General features: G+C 71.0%; 20 protein-coding genes. 7 read left to right on the top strand and 13 right to left on the bottom strand.

What is annotated here, in order from left to right; translation table 11 throughout:
* Positions 1 to 78: 78 nt before the first annotated feature.
* From B2K11_RS19700 to B2K11_RS19680, 5 genes are all read right to left on the bottom strand, one after another.
* Positions 79 to 4,608: an FtsK/SpoIIIE domain-containing protein gene (locus tag B2K11_RS19700; RefSeq protein ID WP_163620796.1), complete on the bottom strand. Its 4,530-nt coding sequence runs from the start codon at positions 4,606 to 4,608 to the stop codon at positions 79 to 81.
* Positions 4,609 to 4,629: 21 nt separating this feature from the next.
* Entirely contained in the window at positions 4,630 to 6,024 is a 1,395-nt protein-coding gene (locus tag B2K11_RS19695) for an RDD family protein (RefSeq protein ID WP_163620795.1), read from the bottom strand.
* A gap of 135 nt (positions 6,025 to 6,159) precedes the next feature.
* Positions 6,160 to 7,764 carry a bifunctional phosphoribosylaminoimidazolecarboxamide formyltransferase/IMP cyclohydrolase gene (gene purH, locus B2K11_RS19690; protein ID WP_163620794.1) on the bottom strand — a complete coding sequence of 535 codons (1,605 nt, stop codon included), beginning with the start codon at positions 7,762 to 7,764 and terminating at the stop codon, positions 6,160 to 6,162.
* Positions 7,765 to 7,791: 27 nt separating this feature from the next.
* Entirely contained in the window at positions 7,792 to 8,394 is a 603-nt protein-coding gene (gene purN / locus B2K11_RS19685) for a phosphoribosylglycinamide formyltransferase (RefSeq protein WP_163620793.1), read from the bottom strand.
* Positions 8,395 to 8,435: 41 nt separating this feature from the next.
* Complete coding sequence (locus B2K11_RS19680; RefSeq protein ID WP_204260206.1) at positions 8,436 to 10,094, bottom strand: DUF6350 family protein; 1,659 nt, start codon at positions 10,092 to 10,094, stop codon at positions 8,436 to 8,438.
* A gap of 127 nt (positions 10,095 to 10,221) precedes the next feature.
* On the opposite strand from B2K11_RS19680, the gene B2K11_RS19675 reads away from it, so the two are divergent.
* Positions 10,222 to 11,706: an NCS2 family permease gene (locus tag B2K11_RS19675; protein ID WP_163620792.1), complete on the top strand. Its 1,485-nt coding sequence runs from the start codon at positions 10,222 to 10,224 to the stop codon at positions 11,704 to 11,706.
* 16 nt (positions 11,707 to 11,722) lie between these two features.
* On the opposite strand, the gene B2K11_RS19670 is transcribed toward B2K11_RS19675, so the two are convergent.
* Both B2K11_RS19670 and B2K11_RS19665 read right to left on the bottom strand, forming a co-directional pair.
* The gene (locus B2K11_RS19670; protein WP_163620791.1) at positions 11,723 to 12,466 is read right to left on the bottom strand and encodes an SUMF1/EgtB/PvdO family nonheme iron enzyme; all 744 of its coding nucleotides are present in this window, start codon (positions 12,464 to 12,466) and stop codon (positions 11,723 to 11,725) included.
* Positions 12,463 to 12,903, bottom strand: coding sequence for a nitroreductase family deazaflavin-dependent oxidoreductase (locus B2K11_RS19665; protein ID WP_163620790.1), 441 nt, complete (start codon positions 12,901 to 12,903; stop codon positions 12,463 to 12,465). Before B2K11_RS19665 ends, B2K11_RS19670 begins: the two co-directional genes overlap by 4 nt.
* Positions 12,904 to 12,963: 60 nt before the next feature.
* Between B2K11_RS19665 and B2K11_RS19660 the strand changes: the two genes are divergently transcribed.
* Positions 12,964 to 13,200 (top strand): tautomerase family protein, encoded by a 237-nt coding sequence (locus tag B2K11_RS19660; protein ID WP_163620789.1) that lies wholly within the window; start codon positions 12,964 to 12,966, stop codon positions 13,198 to 13,200.
* Between the two features lie 55 nt (positions 13,201 to 13,255).
* Here the strand turns inward: B2K11_RS19660 and sucD are convergent, their stop codons facing one another.
* From sucD to B2K11_RS19645, 3 genes are all read right to left on the bottom strand, one after another.
* Entirely contained in the window at positions 13,256 to 14,158 is a 903-nt protein-coding gene (gene sucD / locus B2K11_RS19655) for a succinate--CoA ligase subunit alpha (RefSeq protein WP_163620788.1), read from the bottom strand.
* Between the two features lie 28 nt (positions 14,159 to 14,186).
* Complete coding sequence (sucC, locus tag B2K11_RS19650) at positions 14,187 to 15,350, bottom strand: ADP-forming succinate--CoA ligase subunit beta (protein WP_163620787.1); 1,164 nt, start codon at positions 15,348 to 15,350, stop codon at positions 14,187 to 14,189.
* Positions 15,351 to 15,555: 205 nt separating this feature from the next.
* On the bottom strand, positions 15,556 to 17,139 hold the full coding sequence (locus tag B2K11_RS19645) for an FAD-dependent oxidoreductase (RefSeq protein WP_163620786.1): 1,584 nt from the start codon (positions 17,137 to 17,139) through the stop codon (positions 15,556 to 15,558).
* A 160-nt stretch (positions 17,140 to 17,299) separates the two neighbouring features.
* On the opposite strand from B2K11_RS19645, the gene B2K11_RS19640 reads away from it, so the two are divergent.
* Both B2K11_RS19640 and B2K11_RS19635 read left to right on the top strand, forming a co-directional pair.
* The gene (locus B2K11_RS19640; protein ID WP_163620785.1) at positions 17,300 to 18,007 is read left to right on the top strand and encodes a TetR family transcriptional regulator; all 708 of its coding nucleotides are present in this window, start codon (positions 17,300 to 17,302) and stop codon (positions 18,005 to 18,007) included.
* 62 nt (positions 18,008 to 18,069) lie between these two features.
* Positions 18,070 to 20,793: a cation-translocating P-type ATPase gene (locus tag B2K11_RS19635; protein WP_163620784.1), complete on the top strand. Its 2,724-nt coding sequence runs from the start codon at positions 18,070 to 18,072 to the stop codon at positions 20,791 to 20,793.
* Between the two features lie 67 nt (positions 20,794 to 20,860).
* Here the strand turns inward: B2K11_RS19635 and B2K11_RS19630 are convergent, their stop codons facing one another.
* Positions 20,861 to 22,018 carry a serine hydrolase domain-containing protein gene (locus B2K11_RS19630; protein WP_163620783.1) on the bottom strand — a complete coding sequence of 386 codons (1,158 nt, stop codon included), beginning with the start codon at positions 22,016 to 22,018 and terminating at the stop codon, positions 20,861 to 20,863.
* Between the two features lie 157 nt (positions 22,019 to 22,175).
* Between B2K11_RS19630 and B2K11_RS19625 the strand changes: the two genes are divergently transcribed.
* From B2K11_RS19625 to B2K11_RS19615, 3 genes are read left to right on the top strand one after another with little or no spacing between them, the layout of a single operon-like run.
* A complete protein-coding gene (locus tag B2K11_RS19625; protein WP_163620782.1) occupies positions 22,176 to 23,357 on the top strand; it encodes an alcohol dehydrogenase catalytic domain-containing protein in 1,182 nt (393 codons plus the stop codon).
* Positions 23,354 to 24,103 (top strand): SDR family oxidoreductase, encoded by a 750-nt coding sequence (locus tag B2K11_RS19620; RefSeq protein WP_163620781.1) that lies wholly within the window; start codon positions 23,354 to 23,356, stop codon positions 24,101 to 24,103. The genes B2K11_RS19625 and B2K11_RS19620 overlap by 4 nt, the downstream gene beginning before the upstream one ends.
* Complete coding sequence (locus B2K11_RS19615; RefSeq protein WP_163620780.1) at positions 24,100 to 24,558, top strand: MaoC family dehydratase; 459 nt, start codon at positions 24,100 to 24,102, stop codon at positions 24,556 to 24,558. Before B2K11_RS19620 ends, B2K11_RS19615 begins: the two co-directional genes overlap by 4 nt.
* A 58-nt stretch (positions 24,559 to 24,616) precedes the next feature.
* On the opposite strand, the gene B2K11_RS19610 is transcribed toward B2K11_RS19615, so the two are convergent.
* Together B2K11_RS19610 and B2K11_RS19605 are read right to left on the bottom strand one after the other, a co-directional pair.
* Positions 24,617 to 25,222 carry a VanZ family protein gene (locus B2K11_RS19610; protein WP_163620779.1) on the bottom strand — a complete coding sequence of 202 codons (606 nt, stop codon included), beginning with the start codon at positions 25,220 to 25,222 and terminating at the stop codon, positions 24,617 to 24,619.
* A 188-nt stretch (positions 25,223 to 25,410) separates the two neighbouring features.
* On the bottom strand, positions 25,411 to 26,451 hold the full coding sequence (locus B2K11_RS19605; RefSeq protein WP_163620778.1) for a serine hydrolase domain-containing protein: 1,041 nt from the start codon (positions 26,449 to 26,451) through the stop codon (positions 25,411 to 25,413).
* Between the last annotated feature and the right edge of the window lie 172 nt (positions 26,452 to 26,623).

Here is a 26,623-nt window from a genome sequence, read left to right as displayed (position 1 = left end):
CCCCGGGCCGCCGACTCCAAGCTAGCGAAACCCCGCCTGCGGCCACGATGGGGACCATTCCCCATGCCGGTCCCCAGGTCATCGCTGGACCGCGGTCTGCGGCACCTCCAGCGTGGACCCCTCGACGAGCGGCATCTGCACCGTGACGGCGCGCCCCGACTGGACGAAGATGCCGCGGCCCTCGGGGAAGTCCGAGCGCTTGACCTTCGGGAACGGCACCTTGAAGATGGCGTCGCCGTCGAAGGCGTCCGGACGCAGCACGATGCCCTTGCGGCCGCCCTTGAAGTCGCCGATGAGCCCGAACCCGCTGGCGATCTGGCTGACGTCGGCATCGCCGATGAGCAGGTGCTCGCTGCGGTTGACCGCCTGGAACAGCGCCTTGAGCGGGCGCTCGGCGGGCGTGTCGGCGAACTGCGGGACGTCCTCGATGACGATCAGGAGCCTCGCCTCGAGCGACTCGTCGCCGACCAGGTCGGCGAGCTCGGTCGCCAGGTCCTTCGCCTCGTCGGGAGTCGTCGCGCTGCGCATCCACGGCGCGAACTCCTTGAGCTGCGAGCGGCGCCCGCCGAAGTGGAACAGCCGCACGCCGGGATCGAAGCGCGTCATCGAGGTGATGAGCGCCTTCATCGCGTTCGTCTTGCCCGACAGCGGCGGTCCCGTCACCACGAACGTGCCGATGGGATCGAAGTCGCGCGCCGCGAGGGTGTCCTCGGCGACGCCGAGCGCGGGGAAGGCGCCGATGCGATCCGGCATGGCCGTAGACTGCAGCCGTGTGGGGAGCGACCCGATCTCCTCGACCTCGCGGGCGCCCGCAGCACGGAGATCCTGCGCCCACTGGGTGAGCAGCTTGGTCTGCTCCGCCACGTTCGGCGTGCCGCCGAGCACGGCGATCTGGGTCTCGAAGCCGTCCACGATGGCCCGCCCGGGCGCCGAGCGCTCGTCGAGGACATCCTTGGGCGCGTTGAGCAAGGCGTAGGCGTTCTCGTCCGAGAGTCGCAGCACGACCCGGCGGGACACGTTCGAGCTGATGGCGGTCGGGACCGATCCCGACCGGTCGGCGGTGGCGACGACGTGCACACCGAGGGGGCGGCCCTCCCCCAGGATGCGCATGAACGCCTGGTAGAACGGCATCCGTGCGGTCGTGGACTCCCACTCTGCACGGAACTGCGGCAGGCCGTCCAGGAGCACGATGATGCGCGCCTCGTCGCGGCCGGTCAGCTGGCGGTATTCGGCGATGCTCGACGCGTTGGCGGCGCTGAAGCGCTTGCCCCGGTCGTCGAGGATGGCGCCCAGCGAACGCATGATGCGCTGCACGCGCTCGGCGTCATCCCCGGGGATGATGGAGCCGACGTGCGGCAGCACCTCGAGGCTCTTCAGCGCGCCGGCGCCGAAATCGAGCCCGTACACGGCCACGTTCTCCGGGCGGCGGCCCGTCGCCGCTGCGATCGCGACGGTGCGCAGCACCGTCGACTTGCCCGAACCGCTGGTGCCGTACACGAGGAGCGAGCCGTCGCGGTCGGGCTCGAAGTACACCGGCTCCTGCAGCTGACGCTCGGGAACGTCGCGCTTGCCGAGCAGGATGAACCCGGAGCGCCCGGCCCGCAGCTGGCGGATGTCGACCGTGGTCTCGAGGTCGTCGAGCCACGGGCGGCGCGGCGCGGGGATGCGCGCCGCGTCGGCAGCCGCCACGAGCGTCGCCACGATGCGCTTCTGGTCGTTGGGGCCGGGGTCGACGTCGTGCGAATCGGACTCACCCGAGTCGGGGAGCTCCCATCGCTGCACCGACCCGAACCGCAGCTGTGCGACGGCGACGTCCGCCGCGGGTGCCTCATCGCTGCTCCATCCGCCGGCGTAGGCGGACTGGAACGAGACGAGACGACCCGGTCCGGTCTTGGCGATTCCACGGCCGGGGATGCCGGGGTCGAAGCGCGCGGCCACCGGATCGCCCACGACGTCCTTCGAGTCGGACTCGTCGGCCATACGCAGCGCGACCCGCAGGTTGGTGTTGGCGCGCAGGTTGTCCTTGATCACGCCGGCGGGGCGCTGGGTGGCCATGATCAGGTGGATGCCGAGGGACCGGCCGCGCTGGGCGATGTCGACGACGCCGTCGACGAACTCCGGCACCTCGCCGGCGAGCGCGGCGAACTCGTCGATGACGAGGACCAGCGCGGGCGGGGTGTCGGGATCGCGCCGCTTCTCCAGCTCGAGGAGGTCCTTCGCCTTCTTGCGGTTGAACAGGTGCTCGCGGTGGTGCAGCTCGGCGCGCAGGCTGGTCAGCGCGCGGCGGACGAGGTGCGGGCTCAGGTCGGTCACGAGTCCCACGCAGTGCGGCAGGTCGACGCAGTCGGCGAACGCCGAGCCGCCCTTGTAGTCGACGAAGAGGAACGTGACCCGGTCGGGGCTGTGAGCCGCCGCCATGCCGAGCACCCACGCCTGCAGGAACTCGGACTTGCCTGCTCCGGTGGTGCCGCCCACCAGGGCGTGCGGGCCCTGTGTCCGCAGGTCGAGCGCCATCGCGTCGGTGGCGCCCTGGCCGACGATCGCGCGCAGCGTGCCCGCCTTCTTCAGCCGCGGCAGGACGGTGCCCGAGCGATCCAGGATGGTGTTGTTCTCGCGCCAGCGCTCGATCGCGAAGGAGGGCTCCGAGGCCATCTCCGATCCGACGAGGGAGAGGAACATCACGGAGTTCGGGATGTCGGACGAGTCCTCGATCACGGTGCTGGAGTCCACCACCGGCGCGAGCCGCTTCGCGAGGACCGTCATCAGCTCGTTCGAGACACCCTCCACCGCCGTGTCGGGATAGTCGACGCCGCTGCGGACCGTCCCGGCGCGCGCGCGCTCGAGCCCGTTCGTGACGTCGAGGAAGCTGCGGCACACCGCCGGCAGCGCATCGACCATCGGGGCGACGAACAGTCCGTACACGCCGACGTCGGCGCCGCGCTCGAGCACCTGGGTCAGTCGGGCCCGGTCGACGGGCGCGTCGGCGGTGACGATGACGACGACCGCCGTCTGGCCGGGGAAGGTGGCCTCTTCAGCGGCGCGGCGCACGTCGGTGCCGTAGCGCATCGGATCCCAGTCGTCGGCGAGGGGCAGTCGCGGCGACGACGCCGCCTTCGACCGCTGCATCACCAGTTCCTCCAGGCCCGAGAGCAGCGCCGCGCCGGTCGACGCCGAGTCCGACAGCGGCATGTCGCGGAACGGGCTGCGCTCGCTGGAGGTGTGGGGCAGCCATTTGAGCCACTCGAGCTGCGTCGCCCACCGGGGCTCGGTCAGCGCGATGGCGACCAGCTCGTTGGGAGAGTGCAGGCCGAACAGCTGCACGCAGAGGCCGCGCAGCGCATCGGCGGCCTCGCGATCGCCGCCGGCGACGCCGATCACACCCACGCTCTGCAGCGACTCCAGCACCGGGACGCCGTCGATGGTGCGGTAGCGGTCTCGCAGCCGGTCGACGCGATCGACGAACTCCTGCAGTGCCTCCGGCGTCTCAGAGCGCTTCACCGTCGTGCGAGACGGGGCCTCGGTGATGCCCAGCCGCACCGAGAGGAAGTTCCAGTGCTCGGGGCGTCGTGTCCACAGCATCGGGCCGAGCCGCATCGCCTCCTCGAATACCACCGCCACAGGCGGGGCCTCCGCGTTGCGGATCTCGCGCTCGCGCGGGCGCTCGCGGTAGAGCGTCTCTTCGAGCTCTTCGAACGTGCGCTCGAAGATCTCCGTCTCTTTGCGGGCGCGCTGGCCCACCTGTGTGCGCTGGGAGATGAAGTTGCCGAGCAGCATCAGCGGCGACATGATGACGACGAGGAGCGACCGCGGGTTGCCGTTCATCGCGAACAGCGCCATGCCGAGGATGAGCGGTGCGACGAGCATCGGCCACGGGAACAGGCGCGTGACCGGATCCTTCGGCATCCGCGGCTCCGGGAGCTCTTCGCCGATGTAGCGAGGCTCGACGCGCGGGCTGCGGTTGAACAGCAGCGATCCGCCGCGCTCGAGCACCGGGTCCTGCTCTACAGGGGCGAAGCCCTGGACCATGCGGACGACCACGTCGGTGTCGCCGAGCGAGAACCGCTGCCCCGGGATGACGCGGAGGCGCTGGACCAGACCGCCGTCGACCACGATGCCGTTGGCCGAGTTCAGGTCGACGAGCTCCACCGAACCGCCGACCTCGATGCGCGCATGCACCTTGGAGATGAGCGGGTCATCGAGCACGAGGTCGTTGCCGGCGGCGCGCCCGATGGTGAAGTGGCCGCGCGGCAGCGGGAACTCGCGGCCGACGAGCGGGCCGCCGACGACCGAGAGGATGGCGGCCGGCGGGCCGCCGACCGCCCGCGACGTCACGTAGTCCTCTCCGAGGTTCACGATCGATGCGATGAAGCCCGAGCCGACCGCGGCGTCGCTGATCAGCATGTCGGGGGCGAGCATGGTGAAGGTCGACGAGGTGGGCGGTGCCACCTTGAGCGTCAGCACGTCACGCGGAGAGGCGGACGTCTCGCGCGCTGGGTCGGTCTCGACGATGTGCCGGGCCACGTCCTGCACGGTCGCCGTGGTGTCGGAGGTGACGACGATGTCGATCTGCTGCGCGTCTCGCCGCTGGAGTGTGAGTCTGAGTCTCATGCGTTGTCCTCGGGGTCTGCGTCAGCCGATGCGGATGAGGGCTCGCCGGTCGCCCAGCAGGAGCGTGTCGCCGCTGCGGACCGTGACCCCCTGACCAGGCGGAAGGGAGTGCTCCGCGCCATCGCGGATGAGCGCGCTGCCATTCGTCGATGCACGGTCCACGGCGATGATGGCGCCGCCCGTGCGCAGCAGCGCGAGATGGGTCTTGGAGATCGACTTCGTCGGGTCCTCGATCGGGACGAGGGTGAGCCCGTTGTCGCCCGGCGCGGGCGAGGGATCGCGGCCGATCAAAATACCGGCGCCGGGGAGGGCGATGCGCGCGCCGGTGTCGAGCTCCAGCACGACAGCCGGGGACGACGCATCGGCCACGAGCGGCGCGGCGACGGGCGGCTGGCCTGGGCGTGCCGGCGCGGCAGGACGCGCCGCGGCGGGCAGCGGCGGCCCGGCGGGCGGCGCCGCGTCCGGCAGCAGCCGCGGGGGTGTCCAGGGGATGCCGGGGCCCGGCCCCGCTGCCGCCGTCGACGAGGCGACGGCGGGATGGACCGATGCGCGGTTCCCTGGTGCGGGAGCTCCCGCACCAGCGGCATCAGGATCCACGGCCGCTGCGCTCGGTGCGACGGCCGCGGCACCCGCTCCGCCCGGCGCGGTGGTCGCGGGTTGCGCCTCCCCGCGGGGCGCGCCGACGACTCCCCCGCTGCTGCGGGTGACGGGGATGTAGGCGCCGGAGGCAGGGGCCACCGCCGAGGTCGCGAGCGAGGGCAGCTCGCTGCGCTCGTCGGCGAGATCCGTCGCCGCCGTCTTGCGAGCGATCCGCATGCGCTTCACGTCGTAGGGGTTGAGGCCCTTCCGCACGTCTACGAACCAGGTGGCGCCCGCCATGTCGGCCCATCCGCGCCCTCGACGTTCCGGGTCGAACAGTGGGGAGCACGCGATCACGAGAACGGGTCCGACGAGGGGGACGAGGAAGCTGGCGCCGAGCACCAGGTACCGCACGACCGCGCCCCGCCAGAATCCGGGCCGCTCCAGCGTGCGCACGTTGACCGAGCGGATGCCGGTCGCGGCCTTGCCCACAGTGGTGCCCTTGCGCCCATGGAGGATCAGCTGCAGGACGACGAACGCGGTCGTCAGGGCCGATGACGCGGCCGTGCACGCGATCACGAGGCCGAGGTTGCCGGCTTCCGTGAGCGCTGCGGCCGGATCGGCGGACGCGGCGGCGGCGAGGAGCACCGGAAGCGAGACGAGCAGCAGCGGAAGCTGGAGCACCACGAGGATGCCCAGCTCGATCGATGTCGCCAGCACGCGCCGTCCGAAGGGCGCCATGCGCAGCCCGAGGGACGCGGCATACTCCGGCCTCGGCCGACCGCGTCCATCGAGGCCCTCGACGGTGTGTGTCGAGTCGTCGATCTCCCAAATCACCGGATCCTCCTGGCGAACGCTCCGCATCGACCCTATCCGGCCGACAGCACGGCTCCCGCCCGGAGCGGGGACATGGGGAAATGGACCCATGCCGCCGGGAACCGGGCGCCGACCGCGTCGCGAGCGACGGTGGTCTCAGTGGAAGAAGTGACGCTCCCCGGTGAAGAACATCGTGACGTTCGCCGCCTTCGCCGCGGCGACGACCTCGTCGTCGCGCACGGAACCGCCCGGCTGGATGATCGCGGAGATTCCGGCGTCGAGCAGGATCTGGGGTCCGTCGGCGAACGGGAAGAACGCGTCGGATGCCGCAACCGATCCGGCGGCGCGGTCACCGGCCCGCTCGACCGCGAGCCGGCACGAGTCGACGCGGTTGACCTGGCCCATACCGATGCCGACCGTCGCGGAGTTCTTCGCGAGCACGATGGCGTTCGACTTGACGGCACGGCACGCCTTCCACGCGAAGATGAGGTTCGTCATGTCCTCGTCGGCCGGGCGCTCGCCCGAGACGAGCTGCCAGTCCTTCGCGACCGAATCGATGTCGTCGGGGAAGCGGTCGGCGTCCTGCAGCAGCAGACCGCCCGACACCAGGCGCACGTCCATGCGCTCCTGCTGCCAGTCCTCGGGCAGCTGCAGCAGGCGCAGGTTCTTCTTCGCCTTGAAGACCTCCAGCGCTGCCGGCTCGAACGACGGGGCGACGATGACCTCGGTGAAGATGTCCTTGAGGTTCTCCGCCATCTTGAGGGTGACGGTGCCGTTGGCCGCGATCACTCCGCCGTATGCCGACACCGGGTCGCACTCGTGCGCGCGCAGGTGCGCGCTCGCGATCGGGTCGAGCGCGTTGGGGGCCGTGACCGCGATGCCGCAAGGGTTCGCGTGCTTGATGATCGCGACGGCGGGCTTGACCATGTCGAACGCGGCCCGCAGCGCGGCGTCTGCGTCGACGTAGTTGTTGTACGACATCTCCTTGCCCTGCAGCTGGGTCGCCTGGGCGATGCCGTGGCCCCCGTTGCGGGTGTAGATCGCGGCGCGCTGGTGCGCGTTCTCGCCGTAGCGGAGGGTCGCCAGGCGCTCGGCCTTGATCGTCAGGTGCTCGGGCAGGTCGGTCTGGGTGAGCGTGCCTTCCGAGAACCAGGTCGCGACCGCCCGGTCGTACTCGGCGGTGTGGGCGAAGGCGCGTGCGGCGAGCTCGCGACGCTGCACCAGGCTCGTGCCGCCGGCGCGCACCGCGTCGATGACGGCCGGGTACGACGACGGCGACACGACGATCGCGACGTTGGCGTAGTTCTTGGCCGATGCCCGCACCATGGCCGGGCCGCCGATGTCGATCTGCTCGACGACGTCGTCGCCCTGGGCGCCGGAGCGCACCGTCTCGACGAACGGGTACAGGTTGACCACGACGAGCTCGAACGGCGCGATCTCGAGCTCGTCCAGCTGGCGCTCGTGGTCTTCGAGCCGCAGGTCGGCGAGTAGGCCGGCGTGCACGCTCGGGTGCAGCGTCTTGACGCGGCCGTCGAGCGACTCCGGGAAGCCGGTGACGCTCGACACGTCGGTGACGGTGTGACCCGCCTCACGCAGCAGGGTCGCCGAGCCGCCCGTCGACACGATCTCGACGCCCGCCGCGGCGAGCGCCTCGCCGAGGGCGAGCAGATCTGTCTTGTCGCTCACCGAGACGAGGGCACGGCGCACCGGGACGACGTCGCGGGAGCGGTACAGGGCGGGGTCGTGGCTCGGTCCGGCCATGGCGGATCTCCTCGGTGGGATAGGGGTTCAGAGCTGGGCGTTCGCGGACGCCGCCGCGAGATCGAGGTCGCCGGTCGCGACGCGGCGCACCACGTCGATGAGCAGGCGGCGTTCGACGGGCTTGATGCGGTCATGCAGCGCGTGCTCGTCGTCACCGGGGAGCACGGGCACGCGCTCCTGGGCGAGGATCGGCCCGGAGTCGACGCCGTTGTCGACGATGATGACGCTGGCCCCGGTCTGCGCCACGCCGGCGGCGAGTGCGTCGCGGACGCCGTGCGCGCCGGGGAATTCGGGCAGGTACGCCGGGTGCGTGTTGACGATGCGCGGCGACCAGGCGTCGACGAGCTCAGCGGGCAGCAGCCGCATCAGCCCGCTCAGCACGACGAGGTCGGGCCGCCAGACCTCGAGCTGGGCGCCGAGCTCGGCGCCCCACTCCTCGCGGCTCGCGAACCGCGAGAACGGCACCATGAACGTCGGGATGCTGTACTCCTCGGCGTGCGCGAAGCCATCGGCCTCGCGATCGGCACCGACGGCGACGACGCGGGCGGGGAACTCGGGATCGGCCGCCGCGTCGAGCAGAGCACGCAGATTCGACCCTGTGCCCGAGATGAGGACGGCGACCGTGAGCACCCGCCTAGTTTAGTGGGAACCATCCCTCTCGCCGGGCGGCGTCACTGGGAACCGTCCGTCTCACCGGGCGGCGGCAGCAGGGGCAGGTCGATCGGCTCGGTCCGCGCGTCCGCCGCGGCAGCACCGGCAATCGGCGTCGGTGCCGCCTCGCGGGCCGCGTGGACGACCTTCGGCCGGTCCGACGCCTCGTCGGCGGCACGGCGACCGGTCCACCCCGCAGCGAGCGCCGACAGGGCCGGATCATCAGCGGCCGCCGGCTCGACGGTCGGGGGTTCGTCCGACGCCGCAGGCGCGGACGCCGCGTCGGCCGCCCTCCGCTCTCCGCGCACGCTCCGCGGGGCGAGCAGCAGGATCGAGGCGCCGAGCAGAACCTCCAGCCCCACGGCCAGAGCGACTGGGCCGGGCTCCGGGCCGAGGCTGCTGAGCCGGCCGGGGCCGAGTGAGCCGGAGGCGGCGAAGGCGAGGAGTGCGGCCGCACCGCCGGCGACCAGGGCGATTCCCCCCGTGACCACGACGCGCGCGCCGATCGGGTCCTCCGGAGCGGGCTCGCGATCGAAGGGAGCGGACGGCTCCGCGGTCGGAGCACTGTCGGCCGGCGGCGAGGTGGAGAGCAGTCCACTGAGCGCCGCCGTCCTCGACGGGTCGAGGCGGGAGAACGCCGTCGCCGGGGCCGGCGAGGTCGAGGGCTGCCGGGACCTGTCCGACGATGTCCCGCTCGGATGCAGCAGCCGCGAGCGTGCGATCCACCCGGCGAATGCGCCGACGGCGACCGGCAGCAGCGCGAGCAGCAGCAGCCACGACGTCGTGGAGTCCGGCACGGCGCCCAGCGCGGGAAGCCCGGGCACCACGCCCACCTGTGTACCGGCGGGCGACACCGAGGTGCCCTCGCCGACCGCGAACCCCGGGCCCGCGACGAAGCTCAGGCCCCACACGGCGAGAGTCGGCACGTAGGCGAGCTGCGCGATCGTGAGCACCGTGGCGCCGAGCGCATCGACGTCGCCGGCCTGGAAGAGCGCGACGATCTGGCCCGCGCGTGCGAACAGCGCCACGGCGGCGATTGCGGCACCCACGCCGATGAGACTCACGACCACCACCGCGGAGCCGCGCGCGATCAGCGCAGGCACCTCACCCCACCCATGAGGGAGGGCTTCGGTCCGGTCACGCAGCCGGGCGATCGCCCCAGAACCGGCTTCCGACCACTCCGTCACGACCGCCGCGGCGAGCGCGGGAAGGGCGAAGACGAGCGTCGGGATCAGGATCGCCTGCCACGTCTCGGCGTGCGCGACATCGTTCGCGCCCGAGAGGGCGGCGCCCGTCGCCAGCGCCGCGAAGACGACGGTGGACGTCGCCACGCCCGTGAGCCAGGCGTCCGCGTGCGAGGCGCGTGCGCCCGAGCGGGCGGCGAAGATCGCCGTGAACCCGGCGAACGCGAGCGGGGCGAGCGACAGGACGAAGGATGCCGCATCCCCGCTGATCCCGGTCGCCGCCAGGTAGTCGGGCGGCAGGGCGATGTGCAGCGGCACGAGGTTGCCGAGCTGCCACACCGACACCGCGGAGGGCCACAGCACTCCCCAGTCCGCTTCGCCGCCGAACCCGAAGACCCACAGCAGCGTGAGCGGCGCGAGGGTCGCGGCAAGGCCGACGGCGACCGCGATGGCGGCGTCGACGGCGGCAAGGAGGGCGACGATGAGGCGATGCATGCGCCATCGACCCTACTTCGAGGGGCGGCGCCGTCCCGGGCGCGTCCGCGCCGTGGTGCGGCATCCGCCAGCGAATCCTCAGCTTCGCGCGCGAACGACTAACGTTTCAGGTCGGAGGTCCACAGACATGAGCACAGCCCCGTCCTCGGCATCGAACGCGCCCGAAGCGCCCGAGAACCCCGAGCCGGCACAGCCGAAGAACGGCTTCGACAGCTTCTTCGAGATCACGCGTCGCGGTTCGACCATCGGCACCGAGGTCCGCGGCGGTGTGGTGACCTTCGTCACGATGGCGTACATCGTCATCCTGAACCCGATCATCCTCTCGAGCGGAACGGATGTCGCGGGCGACACCCTCGGCTTCGCCCAGGTCGCCGCGACGACGGCGCTCACCGCCGGTGTCATGACGGTGCTGTTCGGCCTCGTCACCCGCCTGCCGTTCGCGTTCGCGGCGGGCCTGGGCATCAACTCGTTCCTCGCCGTGTCGGTCGTCGGCCAGGTCACCTGGCCGGAGGCGATGGGCCTCGTCGTCATCAACGGTCTGATCATCGTGCTGCTCGCCGCCACGGGCCTCCGGCGCATGATCTTCGACGCCGTGCCGATCCAGCTGAAGCTCGCGATCACCGTCGGCATCGGCCTCTTCATCGCCTTCATCGGCTTCGTCGACGCCGGCTTCGTCACCTCGACGGGGGCCTCCTCTCCCCCGGTCGGTCTCGGCGTCAACGGCTCGGTCGCCACCGTGCCGACCCTGATCTTCGTCTTCACGCTGCTCCTCACCGGCGTCCTGGTCGCCCGCAAGGTCAAGGGCGGCATCCTCATCGGCCTGGTCAGCGGCACCGTCGTCGCCCTGATCGTCGAGGCGATCTGGAACATCGGCCCCAAGTTCGACGGCGACGAGGTCAACCCGGGCGGGTGGGGCCTGTCGGTTCCTGAGCTGCCGGCGTCGCTCGTCAGCGTGCCCGACCTGTCGCTCGTCGGCCAGGTCTCGTTCGGCTCGTTCGAGCGCATCGGCGTGCTCGCCGCGCTGATGCTGGTCTTCACGCTCGTGTTCACGAACTTCTTCGACGCGATGGGCACCATGACCGGCCTGTCGAAGGAGGCGGGCCTCGCCAACGAGAAGGGCGACTTCCCGCGCATCAAGTCGGCGCTGATCGTCGAGGGCGTCGGCGCGGTCGCCGGTGGCTTCACGTCGAGCTCATCGAACACCGTGTTCATCGAGTCCGGCGCGGGCATCGGCGAAGGCGCCCGCACGGGCTTCGCGAACGTCGTGACCGGTGCACTGTTCCTCATCGCCATGTTCTTCACGCCGCTGGTCTCGATCGTGCCGACAGAGGTGGCAGCATCCGCGCTGGTGATCGTCGGCGCGCTGATGATGTCGCAGATCCGCTTCATCGACTTCTCGGACTTCTCGGTTCTGCTGCCGGTGTTCCTCGCGGTCACCGTCATGCCGCTGACGTACTCGATCGCCAACGGCATCGGCGCGGGGTTCATCGCGTGGGTCGTGGTGCGCTCGCTCTCGGGCAAGGCGCGGGAGATCAGCCCGCTGCTGTGGATCGTCGCGGCCGGCTTCGTGCTCTACTTCGCGCGCGGACCGCTCGAGGCCCTGCTGGGCTGAGCACCGCCCCAGGCGCTCAGCGCAGCGGGGTCCAGCCGGGCGGCGTCGGGCCGTCGTACGCGGCGCGCTCGGCGTCGGCCTGCGCCGACCAGCCCTGCGCGGCGTCTGTGGCGTCGAAGCCGCCGCGGGCAACGCGGAACCCGACGTCGTCGTGGTGCATGCGCGGTGCGCCGCCGCGGCGGGTCGACGCGCGCACGCTCCAGGCGTCATCGGCGAAGCCGCCGCCGCGGAACACCCGGTAGTCGGCGTAGCGGGCCGGGTCCAGGAGGTCCCAGCACCACTCCCACACGTTGCCGAGCGTGTCGAACAGGCCGTTGAGGTTGGGGAGCTTGCCGCCGACATTCTGCGGGGCGGTCACGCCGTCGGCGCTCGTCCAGGCGATCTCGGCCAGGGGCCCGTACTGCGGGCCGGTGGAGCCGGCGCGGCAGGCGTGCTCCCACTCGGCCTCGGTCGGCAGGCGGAAGCCGTCGGCATCGACGTGCCACGTGACGTCCTCGCCGTCGAACGTGTACGCCGGATCCAGGCCCTCCCATTCCGACGCCGCGTTGCAGAACCGGATCGCCCGCAGCCAGCTGACGTCGGTCGCGGGACGTCGCGGGTGCGACCCCGCCTCGCCCAGCAGTTCGGCGAGCTGCACCTGCGTCACGGCGTAGACCCCGATCTCGAACGGCTCCAGCTCGACGCTCCAGCGGGCCTTCCGGCGCGCGTCGTGCAGCGTCACCGTGCCGCCCGCGATGCGGGCGAGCTCGATGTCGGTCACCCGTCGCGCGGCTCGAGCACGAAGATCGCGATCTGGCGGTCGGTCTTCGTCTGGTAGTTGTCGTAGTCGGGCCACACGGCGGTCGCCCGCGCCCACCATTCGGTGCGCTCGTCGCCCGACAGCTCGCGGGCCGTGTAGTCACGGCGGACGTCGCCATCCTGCAGCTCGACATGGGACCGGCGGCGCATGTTCTCAGCCCACTTGGGTTCGTCGGGCGCGCCGCCCTTCGACGCCACGACGGCGTACCGGCCGTCGTGCTCGACGCGCATGAGGGCGGTCTTGCGCAGCGCCCCGCTCTTCGCGCCGACGGTGGTCAGCACGATGATCGGCACACCGCGCAGCGTGTTCGCCTTCTCGCCGTTGGTCTGCTCGAACGTCTCGGCCTGCTTGCGGGCCCAGTCGGACGTGGACGGCTTGTACTCTCCGGTCAGCGGCATGGCACCAGCGTAAAGCCGCGGCGATGAGCTTCGGGTCGTACGGACCCCTATCGTCGAGGTATGCCGAACATGAGAGTCGAACTCCTTCCCGGGCGCACCGTCGAGCAGCGCCGCCGCTTCGCCGAACTGGTGACCGACGCCGCTGTCGAGGCGCTCGGCGCCCGCCGCCAGGACGTGCGGATCATGTTCGAGGAGGTCGCCGCCGACTTCGTCGCGAACGGCGGCGTGCTCGCCAGCGAAGACGCCGACCGCGCAGGGCAGGTGTCGCACTTCGGCGGCGCTCCGTCGGCGGGCTGAAACGACGAACGGATGCCGCGACCGAGGTCGCGGCATCCGTCCTCGTGTGTGGAGCTCAGAGCCCCTGGATGATCTCGCGCATCAGGTCGGCGGTCTCGGACGGGGTCTTCCCGACCTTGACGCCGGCGGCCTCGAGGGCCTCCTTCTTCGCCTGTGCGGTGCCCGCCGAGCCCGACACGATGGCGCCGGCGTGGCCCATGGTCTTGCCCTCGGGAGCGGTGAAGCCGGCGACGTAGCCGACGACCGGCTTGGTCACGTTCGCCTTGATGAAGTCGGCCGCACGCTCTTCGGCATCGCCGCCGATCTCGCCGATCATGACGATCGCCTTCGTCTCGGGGTCGGCCTCGAACGCGGCGAGCGCATCGATGTGCGTGGTGCCGATGATCGGGTCGCCGCCGATGCCGATGGCCGTCGAGAAGCCGATCTCGCGCAGCTCGTACATCATCTGGTACGTGAGGGTGCCCGACTTCGACACGAGGCCGATCGGGCCCTTGCCGGTGATGTTGGCGGGCGTGATGCCGACCAGCGACTCGCCGGGCGTGATGATGCCGGGGCAGTTCGGGCCGATGATGCGGGTGGTGTCGCCCTTGGACTGCGCGTACGCCCATGCCTCGGCGGTGTCGCCGACGGGCACGCCCTCGGTGATCACGACGAGCAGCGGGATCTCGGCGTCAATGGCCTCGATCATCGCGCTCTTCGTGAACGCGGGGGGCACGAACGCGATCGACACGTCAGCGCCGGTGGCGTCGATGGCCTCCTGGACCGATGCGAAGACGGGGAGCTCGACGGGGTTGCCGTCGGCGTCGGTGTGGAGCACGGTGGTGCCGGCCTTGCGCGCGTTGACGCCGCCGACGACCTGGGTGCCCGCCTTGAGCATGAGAGCGGTGTGCTTGGTGCCCTCGCCGCCGGTGATGCCCTGGACGATGACCTTGGAGTCCTTGTTGAGGAAGATCGACATTTCTCTAGGTTCCTTGTTCTCGGCTGTCTCAGGCGTTGGCGAGCTCGGCGGCCTTGTCGGCGCCCTCGTCCATGGTCTCGGCGAGGGTCACGAGGGGGTGGTTCGCGTCGCGGAGGATCGCGCGGCCCTCCTCGACCTTGTTGCCGTCGAGGCGGACGACCAGCGGCTTGGAGGCGCTGGAGCCCAGCTCGGCCAGTGCGCCGACGATGCCCTTCGCGACGGCGTCGCATGCCGTGATGCCGCCGAACACGTTGACGAAGACGCTCTTGACCTGCGGGTCGCCCAGGATGACGTCCAGGCCCGCGGCCATGACCTCGGCCGAGGCGCCGCCGCCGATGTCGAGGAAGTTGGCGGGCTTCACGCCGCCGTGGCTCTCGCCGGCGTAGGCGACGACGTCGAGCGTCGACATCACGAGACCCGCGCCGTTGCCGATGACGCCGACCTCGCCGTCGAGCTTGACGTAGTTGAGGTCGTTGGCCTTGGCCTTGGCCTCGAGCGGGTCGGCCGCGTCCTTGTCTTCGAGCAGCGCGTGCCCGGCGTGACGGAAGTCGGCGTTCTCGTCGAGCGAGACCTTGCCGTCGAGGGCGATGACGTCGCCCTCCTCGGTGAGCACGAGCGGGTTGACCTCGACGAGCGTGGCGTCCTCACCGGTGTAGACGTTGAAGAGCTTGACGAACACGTCGCTCACCTTGTCGACGAGCTCGGGGGCGAAGCCGGCGGCCTCGGCGATCTCGACGGCCTTCTGCTTGTCGATGCCCTGCAGCGGGTCGACCGCGATGCGCGCGAGCGCCTCGGGACGCTCGACGGCGAGCTCCTCGATCTCCATGCCGCCCTCGACGCTGCAGAGCGACAGGTACGAGCGGTTCGCGCGGTCCAGCAGCACCGAGAAGTAATACTCCTTGTCGATGCGGGCGCCCTGGGCGACCATCACGCGCTTGACGACGTGCCCCTTGATGTCGAGGCCGAGGATGGCCTTGGCAGCCTCGTACGCCTCGTCGGGGGTCTTGGCGACCTTCACGCCGCCGGCCTTTCCGCGGCCGCCGGTCTTGACCTGGGCCTTGACGACGACGACTCCGCCGATCTTCTCGGCTGCGGCTCGCACCTCCTCCGGCGTGTCCGCGACGATGCCGGCGAGCACCGGCACCTCGTACTTCTCGAAAAGGTCACGTGCCTGGTACTCGTACAGATCCACAGTGCATTCCTTCGCAGGTGGCGAATGGGGTGGGATGACGCGAAAAGCGTCTCGACGTCGAGATATCGACCAGTGCCCCAGCCTACTACCGGTCATCGTCCGGTTCTGACCGCAGCGACGCGCCCGCCGTTCAGCACAGGCTGAGCGCGAGGGCGCCTCGCGCGGCTCCGGGGGGGGCCGGCCACGATCAGTCGGCGCTGTCCGATCAGTGTGCGACGGCCGTCTGGTGAGCGGATGCCGCCGGCCCGTCGTCTTCGATCTCCTCGCCGGGAACCCGGGGCAGCCGGGTGAGGTCGCACAGCGCCGGACCCTCGATGCGCTGCCCGTTCGCGGTGAACCGCGACGCGTGCAGGGGGCAGTCCCACGAGCGCTCGGCGTCGTTCCAGCGGAGGACTCCGCCGAGGTGCGGGCAGACGGCGCTGACCGCGCGCGTCACGCCGTCGACGGTCGAGATGCCGACGGGGTGCCCGGCGCGGCTGGCCACGACACCCTCGCCTTCCTCGGGCCGGCGGACGGGCGCCGGCGTCGCCTGGGCGCCCGCCCATCCGGATGCCGCCTGCCATCCGACGCGCAGATTCTCGACGCCGCCGCGCGCAAGATCGGCCGGCACGGTGAACCGCGTCGAGATCACATTCATCCAGTCGGGTCGTTCGCGCCGCGGCACGCGGCCGATCTCGGCCACGATGCGAAGAGCCGCGGCGGGGGCGTTCGAGAGCCCCCACTTCGCGTAGCCGGTGGCGAAGCGCACGCGGCCGAGTCCTCGCGGCATGGCGCCGACGAACGGGACGAGGTCGTGCGACTGATAGTCCTGCGCCGCCCAGGCGGCGACGGGCTCGGCTCCGGGGAAGTGCTCCTGCGTCCACGCGATGAGGTCGTCCCGGCACGCGCGGGGCGACGGGGAGCGACCGACCGGGAACCCGTTCCCGCCGACGATGAGCTGGGCCGCGCCGGCCGGTCCGTCGGCGGGGGTGATCGACCGGATCGACTTGGTCGCGCCGTCGACGGACAGATACAGCCCCTCGGGCAGCGGCGCGTCGGTGGCGAACGCGACGCACGCCGAGCGCAGTCCCCGAGTCTTCGCGAAGTACAGACCACGGTCGATGATCGGCGTCGCCGTCGCGAGCACGACCTGGTCCGCGGCAACGAACCCGGCCGACGTCTCGACGCCCGCGTGCGGCACGATGTGCGCGTGGGTCACGCGCACTCCGGTGTGGAGCACGCCTCCGGCCTCGAGGTACGCCCGCGCCATCGCCGTGAGCAGCTGCTGCGGGTCGATCGCGACCTGGCGATCGAGGGCGACCGCGTCCACGATGGGGAACGGCGACTGGGCGAGCAGGTCGGGCTCCACGCGGCGCACCGGGAGACCGGCCTCCGTCGCCGCGTCCAGTTCTGCGGCGACGGTCTCGATGCCGTCGGGGGTCTGCGCGTAGGAGTACGCGGTACGCCGCGAGTACGGCACCCCGAGCTCGTCGGCCAACGAGGTCAGCCACTGCGCGCCGTCGGCGTTGGCCTCGACGTACGCCTGCACCAGCCGTGCCGGATGATGACGGCGCAGCGTCGACAGCACCGAGCCCTGCAGCAGCGTCAGCTTGCCGGTGTTGGCCCCCGACGCCAGCTCGCCGATCTCACCGGCCTCGAGCACCGCGACGTCGCGGCCCTGCCGTGCGAGCAGCAGCGCGGTCGCGAGGCCCGTCAACCCGGCGCCGACGACGACGACCTCGCGGCGCCGGCCGGGCTCGAATGGCGTGCCAGTCACGCGGACGGGGTCGAGCTTCCAGATCGGCGTCATCTACACAGTGAACGCGCGCACCCCCGAGATGCTCCACCGGGTTGACACGCACTCGGCGGGGTGGGAAGCAGGGCGAGTGGGGAGCAGGGCGGGGAGAAGACGGCGTGTAAGACGGATGCCGTACTGGACGCACGCGCCGCGCACTAGGCTCTCCCCCGAGATGTCCGACACCGCCGCCGCCTCCGCCGCCCAGAACCTGCTGACGGGCCAGGGCGCGGCGCGCGCGGCCGTGGTCGCGGCCGCTCTCGAGCTGTTCGCCGAGCAGGGGTTCGATCAGACCTCGGTGGAGCAGATCGCGCAGGCCGCCGGTGTGTCGCGCTCGACCTTCTTCCGGCAGTTCGGCGGCAAGGACGACGTGGTCTTCACCGACCACGAGGCGCTGCTCGACCGCCTGCGGGAGTTCCTGGCGCAGCCGCACCCCGACCCGTGGGCCGCGGTGTGCGAGGCGTCCCTCTTCGTCTACGCGCACTTCGCCGCCGACCCCGAGCTCGCACGACGGCGCTATTCCGTGGTGCGCGGGGTCCCGGCGCTGCGCGATCGTGAGATCGTGACGGTCTTCCGCTACGAGCGGCTGTTCGACGAATACCTTCGTGCGTCGCTGCCTGGCCTCGATCCGCTCGACGCGGTCGGGTTCTCGGCGCTGGTCACGGCGATCCACAACCACGTGCTGCGGCGTCTCATCCGCGGACCGAAGAAGGTGCCGGTGTCAGTGTTGCGCACGGCGCTCGACGACGCCCGCCGGCGCTTCGGCGTCCTGCCGGACGGAGAGGCGGATCCTGCCGCCGAGCAGGTCGTCGTCGCCGTGTTCCCCCGCACGATGCCGACCGCAGAACTCGCACGGCGGCTCCGGGCACAGCTCGACGACTGACAGCCGCGGCGCGCCGGTCGATTCCCTGTCGAACGGCGGCGGCACGGCTGTATGTTCAACCTATGAGCGCCGTGGAGACCACCGCCGGAACGCCCGCAGAGACCGCGTGGTACAGCCAGGACCCAGATGCCGTCGTCGCCGCATTCCGCAGTGATCGCGACCGCGGGCTGACAGCCGCCGACGCGGCCCAGCGGCTCGCCGAGCACGGCCCCAACTCGATCGCCGCCGAGAAGCCGCCGTCGACGTGGCAGGTGGCGCTGAAGCAGCTCGCCGACCCCATGAACGTCATGCTGGTCGCCGTCGCGATCATCAGCCTCTTCATCAACCAGGTGAGCGTCGGCATCCTGGTCGGCGCGCTCGTGGTGCTCAACATCGTGCTCGGCACCCGGCAGGAGCTCAAGGCGAAGGCATCCGTCGACGCCCTCGCGAAGATGCAGATCCCGCAGGCGAAGGTCGTCCGCGACGGCACCCTGCTGCAGGTCGGTGCGACCACCCTCGTCCCCGGTGACATCGTGACGCTCGAGGCAGGTGACCTCGTGCCCGCCGACGGCCGCATCATCCGGTCGGCGACGCTCGAGACGCAGGAAGCGGCGCTCACCGGAGAGAGCGCGCCGATCCCGAAGGATGCCGGAACCCTCGCCGATCCCGACACCGCGCTCGGCGACCGCACCGACATGGTCTTCCAGAACACCCAGGTCACGCGCGGCACCGCGACGGTGGTGATCACCGGCACCGGCATGCAGACGCAGATGGGCCAGATCGCGACGATGCTCTCGTCCGTCAAGCCGGGGAAGTCGCCGCTGCAGCGCGAGCTCGACTCCCTCACCGGGGTGCTGGGCTGGATCGCGTGGGGCGCCGTCGCCATCATCATCATCACGGGCCTGCTGCGCGGACAGGAGATCGCGTCGGTCATCCTGCTCGGCATCTCGATGGCGATCTCGGCGATCCCGACGGGCATGCCGTCGTTCGTCCAGGCGATGCTGTCGTACGGCTCGCGGCAGCTCGCCGAGCACAAGGCGGTCGTCAAGAACCTGACGGATGTCGAGACGCTGGGTGCGACCAGCGCGATCAACTCCGACAAGACCGGCACTCTCACCATGAACGAGATGACGGTGGAGACGCTGTACTACCGCGGCGAGTGGTTCACCGTCGCCGGCAGCGGCTACGAGAAGGCCGGCGAGGTGCGCCACACCGCCGGTCTGCCGGTGCCGCAGTTCACGCAGCTCGCGCTCGGGCTGACGCTGTGCAGCGACGCGACGGTGTCGGACGACGGCGCTGTGATCGGCGACCCGACCGAGGCTGCGCTCGTCGTGCTCGCAGCGAAGCTCGGCGCCGACGCCGAACTGACCCGCAGCACGTTCCCGCGGGTCGCCGAGGTGCCGTTCGACTCGGCCTACAAGTTCATGGGCACCTTCCACCGGATCCCGGTCGACGGCAACGAGCTGCTCGTGGGCTACGTCAAGGGCGGCCCGGACGTGGTCCTCGATCGCTGCAGCTCGGTGGCCACGATGGAGGGCGTGGTGCCGATCGCCGACCAGCGCGACGAGATCCTCGAGGCCAACCGCAAGCTCTCGGAGCAGGGGCTGCGGGTGCTCGCGTTCGCGTTCCGCCGTTTCGCGCCGGACGCACCGGTGGCGGACGATCCGATGGCCGCCGTCGCCGATCTCACCTTCGTCGGCCTGGTGGGCATCATCGACCCGCTGCGCCCCTCCTCCAAGGAAGCGGTGCGGATCGCACGCCTGGCCGGCATCGAGGTCCGCATGATCACCGGCGACCACGCCATCACGGCCGCCGCCATCGGCGCGAAGCTGGGACTCGGTGAGGGGTCCGCGAGCGGCGCCGAGATCCAGGCGATGAGCGACGAGGACCTGAAGGCGGCGCTGCCGCGTCTGCACATGTTCGGCCGCGTCACCCCCGAAGACAAGCTGCGGCTCGCTCGCCTCATGCAGGAGGACGGCGCCGTCGTCGCGATGACCGGCGACGCGGTGAACGATGCCGCCGCGCTCAAGCAGGCCGACATCGGCGTCGCCATGGGCTCCGGCAGCGACGTGACGAAGCAGGCGGGGAAGATGATCCTCGTCGATGACAACTTCGGCACGCTCGTCACCGCCGTCAAGCTCGGGCGCGGGATCTACGAGAAGATCGTCAGCTACGTCCGGTTCCAGATGTCGCAGCTGTTCTCGCTCGTTCTGCTCTTCCTCGTCGCGAGCATCTTCGGCATCAACGACGGCGTGCCGCTCACGCCGATCATGGTGCTGTTCCTGAACTTCTTCGTCGCGATCTTCCCGGTCATCGTGATCCTGCTCGACCCCGTGCCGGACGGCATCATGCTGAAGCCGCCGCGCGACCCGAAGAAGACGATCGCGAACCGCGGCGCGGTGACGCTCTGGTTCGTGTACGGCAGCCTCATCTTCCTGACGACGCTCGTCCCCCTGCTGATCTACCCCGATGAGCTCAGCTCGACCGAGCCGAACGTGCCGGTGACGATGGCCTTCGTGGTCTGCGCGCTCGGCTCGATCTTCGGCGGGCTCGTCATGCGGCGCGACCCTGAGTCGGGGCTGTCCGCTCCCATCCTCACCGCCGTCAAGTGGCTGTCGATCCCGCTGGCGCTCACCGTCGTGGCCGTCGAGGTCGGCTTCATGCAGCGCCTCATCGGCACGACGAGCCTCTCGGGCGACCAGTGGCTGACGGCGCTCGGCCTGGCGCTGCTCGTGCCGGTGCTGATCGAGATCGAGAAGTGGATCCGTCGCGCTCGCCTCGCGCGCCGCGCGGCCGCCGTCGCCTGACCTGCCGGAAGCCGAACGCGCGCCGCCCGACATCGGGTGGCGCGCGTTCCCGCGTTCGGCGCCGAAGTCAGAGCGCGTCGTACACGGCGCGCAGGTAGGTGCGCCCACGCTCGGACGCCAGGATGCCGTCCGACATGCGGTTCATGACGTAGGCGAAGGTCACGCCTCGATCGACGTCGGCCGTCACGAGCGATCCGCCCCAGCCACCCCAGAACGCCACGCGCCCGTCGGGGATGTACGAGGTGGAGAGCGGATGCCGCAGCCCCCAGCCGAGTCCCCACCGAAGCGGCAGCCCGAGCACCAGGTCGACGCCGTCGACCGGCGCATCGAAGATCAGGTCGATGGCCTCGGGCGACAGCATCCGTTGTCCGTCGATCTCGCCGCAACCGGCGACGAGCGCGTTCAGCACCGCGACGGAGCGCGCGTTGCCCTGGCCACCGGCCGCGCCGATGCCCGCGGCGCGCCAGGCGCGGGTCCAGGTGACCTCGGCGCCGAGCACGGGTCCGGTGAAGGTCCGCGCGGCGGGCGAGTCGGGTGGGAGCGCCGACAGGTCGAGCTGCGAGGGCGGCGGCGGGACGACCGGTGAGACGCGGTGGTCATGGTCGGCGGGGAGGCCGAGCCAGAAATCTGCGTCGAGCGGTCCCGCCAGCTCGTCGGCGACGAAGGCGCCGAGCCCCTGGCCGGTCACGGCGCGCACCAGGCCGTGGATCAGATGCCCGTAGTCGAGCAGGTGGTAGCCCGACGCCGCCCCGGCCGGCCACCACGGCGCCTGAGCCGCGAGGCGGTCGGCGGCGGCATCCACGTCGATGATGTCGTCGGGTGAGACCGGCTGATCCCAGCCCGAGACGCCGGACGAGTGCGTCAGCACGTGGCGCACGAGCACGCCCTCCTTGCCGGCGGCACCGAATTCGGGCCAATACGCGGCGACGGGAGCATCGGGGTCGAGCAGGCCGCGATCGATCAGCAGCAGTGCGGCCAGCGATGAGACGGTCTTGGAGAGCGACCAGACGTTGGTGATGGTGTCGCGCCCCCATGCCCTGGTGCGCTCGGGATCGCTCCATCCGCCCCACATGTCGACGACCGGGTAGCCGTCGACGAGCACGCACAACGAGCCGCCCAGTTCCTCCCCGCTGGCGAGATTCGTCCGGAAGGCGTCGACGAGCCCGGCGAACCGGGCATCGGCGTCCCCGTCCACCGTCACTGCGGGCGCAACGCTGCTCGACATCCTGGTCTCCTTCGACGCTCGGGCTCCGGCGGCACTGCCGGGTGGACGCGAGCATACCGCGCGGTCGGTATGCTTGTCACTCATCGCCCCTGGAACGATTCGCGAGAGGCTGGTGTTCCGCCGCCGATTGCCGGTGGCGTCACGACGAGGAGGTCGGATGAAGATCATCGGAGCGGTACTCGAGGTGTCGGGCGCCCAGCCGCCGTTCGCGCAGACCAGGCCGTTCACCGTCGGGGAGCTCGAGCTCGACGAACCAGGCCCGGGCGAGCTGCTCGTGCGCATCGAGGCCGCGGGCGTCTGCCACTCCGACCTCAGTGTCGTCGACGGCAACCGCGTGCGGCCCGTCCCGATGCTGCTCGGCCACGAGGCCGCGGGCATCGTCGAGCGGGCCGGCGACGGCGTCGACGACATCGCGTCCGGCGAGCGCGTCGTCATGACGTTCCTGCCGCGATGCGGCGACTGCGACGGATGCCGCACCGACGGGCGGCTTCCGTGTGCCCCCGGCACGGCGGCGAACAACGCCGGAACGCTGCTTGGCGGCGGCATCCGCCTGCATCGTCTCCGCGGTGGGGACAACGGCGGCGGCGAGGGACACGGCGCCGGCGGCCAGGTGCAGGACGTCCGCCATCACCTCGGGGTCTCGGCGTTCGCGACGCACGCGGTCGTGAACCGCGCGTCCGTCGTGCCGGTGGATTCCGACGTGCCGGCCGAGATCGCGGCGCTCCTCGGCTGCGCGGTGCTGACCGGCGGCGGCGCAGTGGTCAACGCGGGCCGCCCGGCGTCCGGCGACCGCGTCGTCGTGGTCGGGCTCGGCGGGGTCGGCATGGCGGCGCTCCTGGTCGCCGTCGCCCTCGGGCACGAGGTGGTCGGCGTCGACAACGTGCCGGGCAAGCTCGAGCACGCGCTCTCGTGCGGGGCCGTGGAGGCCCTCACGCCGGCGGAGGCCGTGGACCGCGGCATCCGTGCTCCCGTCGTCATCGAGGCGGCGGGAGCCGTGCGCGCCTTCGAGACCGCCCTCGCGCTCACCGCACCGGGCGGCACCACCGTCACAGTGGGGCTGCCGGCGCCCGACGCCCGCGCGAGCGTGTCGCCGCTCGTGCTCACGGCCGAGGCGCGCACGATCGTCGGCAGCTACCTCGGATCCGCAGTGCCCAGCCGCGACATCCCCCGCTATGTCGAGCTGTGGCGCGCGGGACGCCTGCCGCTCGAGCTCCTCGTCTCGTCCCGCATCGGCCTCGAAGACCTCGACGCCGCCATGGACCGGCTCGCCGCGGGCGGCGAGCTGCGCCAGTTGATCCAGTTCGACCAGCAGAGAACCTCCGAAGGGAACCACGCATGACCAGAACCGCCATCGTCACCGGCGCCGCGCGCGGCATCGGCGCCGCCACCGCCCAGCGCCTCGCCGCCGACGGCAACGCCGTCGCCGTGCTCGACCTCGACGAGGCGCAGTGCGCCCAGACCGTCGGTGCGATCACGGATGCCGGGGGCCGGGCGCTCGCCGTCGGCGCCAACGTCGCCGATGCGGCGTCGGTGGAGCGCGCCGTCGCGCACATCGCCGAGGAGCTCGGTGCGCCGACGATCCTCGTCAACAACGCCGGGATCATCCGCGACAACCTGCTGTTCAAGATGACCGAGGACGACTGGGACGCCGTGCTGGCGGTGCATCTGCGCGGCGCGTTCCTGATGTCGCGCGCGGTGCAGGAGCACCAGGTGAAGGCGAACTGGGGCCGCATCGTGAACCTGTCGTCAACCTCGGCCCTCGGCAACCGCGGGCAGGCGAACTACGCGGCCGCGAAGGCCGGCATGCAGGGCTTCACCAAGACCCTCGCCATCGAGCTCGGCCGGTACGGCGTCACCGCGAACGCGATCGCACCGGGGTTCATCGTCACCGACATGACGCGATCCACGGCCGACCGCCTGGGCGTCGCATTCGAGGACTTCATCGCGCACAACGCCAACGAGATCCCAGTGCAGCGCGCCGGCTACCCCGACGACATCGCCGCCGCCGCGTCGTTCTTCTGCTCCGAGGAGGCCGGATTCGTGTCGGGCCAGGTGCTGTACGTCGCCGGGGGTCCGCGCGCATGAGCATCGTCGTCGACTCCCCCGCCGCGCTCGCCGACGCCGTCGGCAGCACCGCCATCGGCGACTGGTTCGCCATCGACCAGCAGCGCATCCAGGCGTTCGCCGACGCCACCGAGGACTGGCAGTGGATCCACCTGGACGCCGACCGCGCCTCATCCGGCCCCTTCGGCGCGACCATCGCGCACGGATACCTCACGCTGTCGCTGCTGCCGCGGCTGACCGCGGGACTGCTGTCGGTCGACGGCACCGCGATGGTGGTGAACTACGGGCTCGACAAGGTGCGGTTCCTCCAGCCGGTGGTCGTGGATTCGCGCGTGCGGGCCGTCACCGAGGTCGCCTCGGCCGAGCCGTCGCCGCAGGGGTACCGGGTGAGCCTGCGCACGACCATCGAGCTCGAGGGCTCGGAGCGCCCCGCGCTCGTGGCCGACACGGTGGCGCTGTTCGTCCCGGAGGCCTGAAGTCGGCGCAGAGCCGGGGGCTGGACCTCCGGCTCTGAGCCGCCGCGGCTCGGAGGACTCAGGGCCTCTCGCCCGGGCTCACCGCGCTGCCCGGCTCGTGGCCGATGCCCGAGCCGGGCGGGCGGAAGTGGATGGGCGAGGCGACGAAGAGCGCCACGGCGAGCAGCGCGGCGATAGTTCCTGTGACGCAGATCCGGATCAGGATGCCGCGGCCACCGGCCGGCAGCCGGTGTCGTGCGAGGGCGACGAGGCCGAAGCCGATGAGAGCGCCGGCGGTGTTGACGAGGACGTCGGTGACGTCTGTGCTGCCGATGGCCAGCACGAACTGGGTCGCCTCGAGCGCGAGGCTGACGACGGCAGTGACGCCCGCGAGGCGGCGCCAACTCCACCGCGGTGCGAGAAGGCCGAGAAACGGGCCGAACGGCACGAAAAGCAGCAGGTTGATGAGGACCTCGGACGGTTTGCTGGCGCCTTGCTCGGCCGTCGCGAGGAACGGCACGAGCTTGATCACGCGATCCACGCCGCCGACCCATGGGAGCTCGAGCTTCCAGAGCACGATCCACACGAGCAGGAGGATGTACACCGCGAACGCCGTGATCAGGCGGAATGGGGCGGCACCTGCGGTGGTGGCTTCCCGCTCGGACGGCAGTGCGGTGGTCGTCATGGCGTCCCGGTCTCCGGATCTGATCGGGGCTGGAAGCCCGTCGTGCGCCCCTTCTCGACGAGGAGGGTGATCCCAGTGAACGGCACCGGATGTTGCGTCCGCGTATGCGAATCCGCGGGGCGCAGCGAAACATGGTGCGATGCGGTGGCCCCGCGGCTCCTCAACGACAGGATCGCCCGGCCTCTCCCCTAGCTTTCGTCCGGGAACTTCCCCCTGACAGTTCCGTCCATGGCATCCGCGAGGGCGTAGACCACCGGCCAGGCGCCCTCAGAGCTGTTCCCTAGTACGGTCACCGTGGTGCGTGTCTCCGGAATGTGCGTGGACCGGAACGATGCGCCTGCGTCGTAGCCCTCCAGTATCAGAGACGAATTCCGGCGGCCCAGCCACAAGCCCATCCCGTACCGCTTGTGCTCGGCCGGCACGTCGAAGCGGGGACGGATCATCTCGGCGAGTGTGTCGGGCGACACGATCCGGCCATCCAGCAATGCGTTCCAGAACCGGTGCAGGTCGTCGGCGGTGAAGTACATCCCGCCGTCGCCGTTGCCCCGCACCGGGAGGTGCAGCACGTTGGTGCGGTTGCCCTCCTCGTCGAGGTAGCCGAGGGCGGCATCCGCAGGGAGGTCATCGGAGCGGAGAAATGCGGAGCCGGCGAGTCCCGCCCGGTCGCACACTTCGGTCTGGACCAGTTCATGGAAACCGCGGCCGCTGACGCGCTCGGCGACGAGCGCGAGCACCACATAACCGCCGTTGCAGTAGGAGAATCGCTCGCCGGGCGGGAACTTCTGCGGGAAGCCGTCGAGGGCGGGCAGGAACGCCTCGGTGTCGGCGAGCGCATGCAACGGCAGAGAGAAGATGTAGTCGTCGATCTCACCGTCGTCTTCCTCGTCGAGGTAGTCGCCGATACCGGAGGTGTGGGTGAGCAGGTGCTCGATCGTCACCGCGTCGTCGATCAGGGGCAGGTCGTCGCCCAGAATCGGACGCACGAGGTCCTGCAGACCGAGCAGGCCGCCCTCGACGAGTCGCAGGATCGCGAGCGCGGTGAAGCCTTTGTTCCCGCTGGCGGCCGAGATGCGAGTGCTCGGCGTATTCGGAACCCGGAGGGCACGGTTCGCGAAACCCTCGCAGCGCTCGAGCGTGCGCCGGTCGCCGACATCGATGGTGAGCACCCCGCTGAACGACTCCACTTCGATCGCGGCGTCGAGCGCCTCGGAGGTGATGGGAATGGTCATTGTGGGATCTCCAACCGGCTGAGCTGACGAGGGGAACACCGCGAGTGATTTCGAGTCCATCACGGATCGGATCCGAATACTCAGCACTCTCGGTTCCGTGCTTTATCTCCGAGCACTCCCGGTGGTAGTGGCGGTATGGCCGGTGCGGCAGCCGGTCGTTCATCGTGCCGCG

The sequence above is a fragment of the Microbacterium sp. B35-30 genome (assembly GCF_010634855.1).
Taxonomy (GTDB): Bacteria; Actinomycetota; Actinomycetes; order Actinomycetales; family Microbacteriaceae; genus Microbacterium.
The sequence above is the reverse complement of the archived record's forward strand: the minus strand, read 5'-3'. Positions and strand labels throughout refer to the sequence as shown.

Coding starts and splice junctions, on each gene's coding strand:
- purH (WP_163620794.1), bottom strand. CDS start 7,764: ATGGCCGGACCGAGCCACGACCCCGCCCTGTACCGCTCCCGCGACGTC.
- B2K11_RS19615 (WP_163620780.1), top strand. CDS start 24,100: ATGAGCATCGTCGTCGACTCCCCCGCCGCGCTCGCCGACGCCGTCGGC.
- B2K11_RS19645 (WP_163620786.1), bottom strand. CDS start 17,139: ATGACGCCGATCTGGAAGCTCGACCCCGTCCGCGTGACTGGCACGCCA.
- B2K11_RS19605 (WP_163620778.1), bottom strand. CDS start 26,451: ATGACCATTCCCATCACCTCCGAGGCGCTCGACGCCGCGATCGAAGTG.
- sucD (WP_163620788.1), bottom strand. CDS start 14,158: ATGTCGATCTTCCTCAACAAGGACTCCAAGGTCATCGTCCAGGGCATC.
- B2K11_RS19660 (WP_163620789.1), top strand. CDS start 12,964: ATGCCGAACATGAGAGTCGAACTCCTTCCCGGGCGCACCGTCGAGCAG.
- B2K11_RS19675 (WP_163620792.1), top strand. CDS start 10,222: ATGAGCACAGCCCCGTCCTCGGCATCGAACGCGCCCGAAGCGCCCGAG.
- B2K11_RS19680 (WP_204260206.1), bottom strand. CDS start 10,094: ATGCATCGCCTCATCGTCGCCCTCCTTGCCGCCGTCGACGCCGCCATC.
- B2K11_RS19625 (WP_163620782.1), top strand. CDS start 22,176: ATGAAGATCATCGGAGCGGTACTCGAGGTGTCGGGCGCCCAGCCGCCG.
- B2K11_RS19700 (WP_163620796.1), bottom strand. CDS start 4,608: ATGAGACTCAGACTCACACTCCAGCGGCGAGACGCGCAGCAGATCGAC.
- B2K11_RS19640 (WP_163620785.1), top strand. CDS start 17,300: ATGTCCGACACCGCCGCCGCCTCCGCCGCCCAGAACCTGCTGACGGGC.
- B2K11_RS19665 (WP_163620790.1), bottom strand. CDS start 12,903: ATGCCGCTGACCGGAGAGTACAAGCCGTCCACGTCCGACTGGGCCCGC.
- B2K11_RS19630 (WP_163620783.1), bottom strand. CDS start 22,018: ATGTCGAGCAGCGTTGCGCCCGCAGTGACGGTGGACGGGGACGCCGAT.
- B2K11_RS19635 (WP_163620784.1), top strand. CDS start 18,070: ATGAGCGCCGTGGAGACCACCGCCGGAACGCCCGCAGAGACCGCGTGG.
- B2K11_RS19620 (WP_163620781.1), top strand. CDS start 23,354: ATGACCAGAACCGCCATCGTCACCGGCGCCGCGCGCGGCATCGGCGCC.
- B2K11_RS19610 (WP_163620779.1), bottom strand. CDS start 25,222: ATGACGACCACCGCACTGCCGTCCGAGCGGGAAGCCACCACCGCAGGT.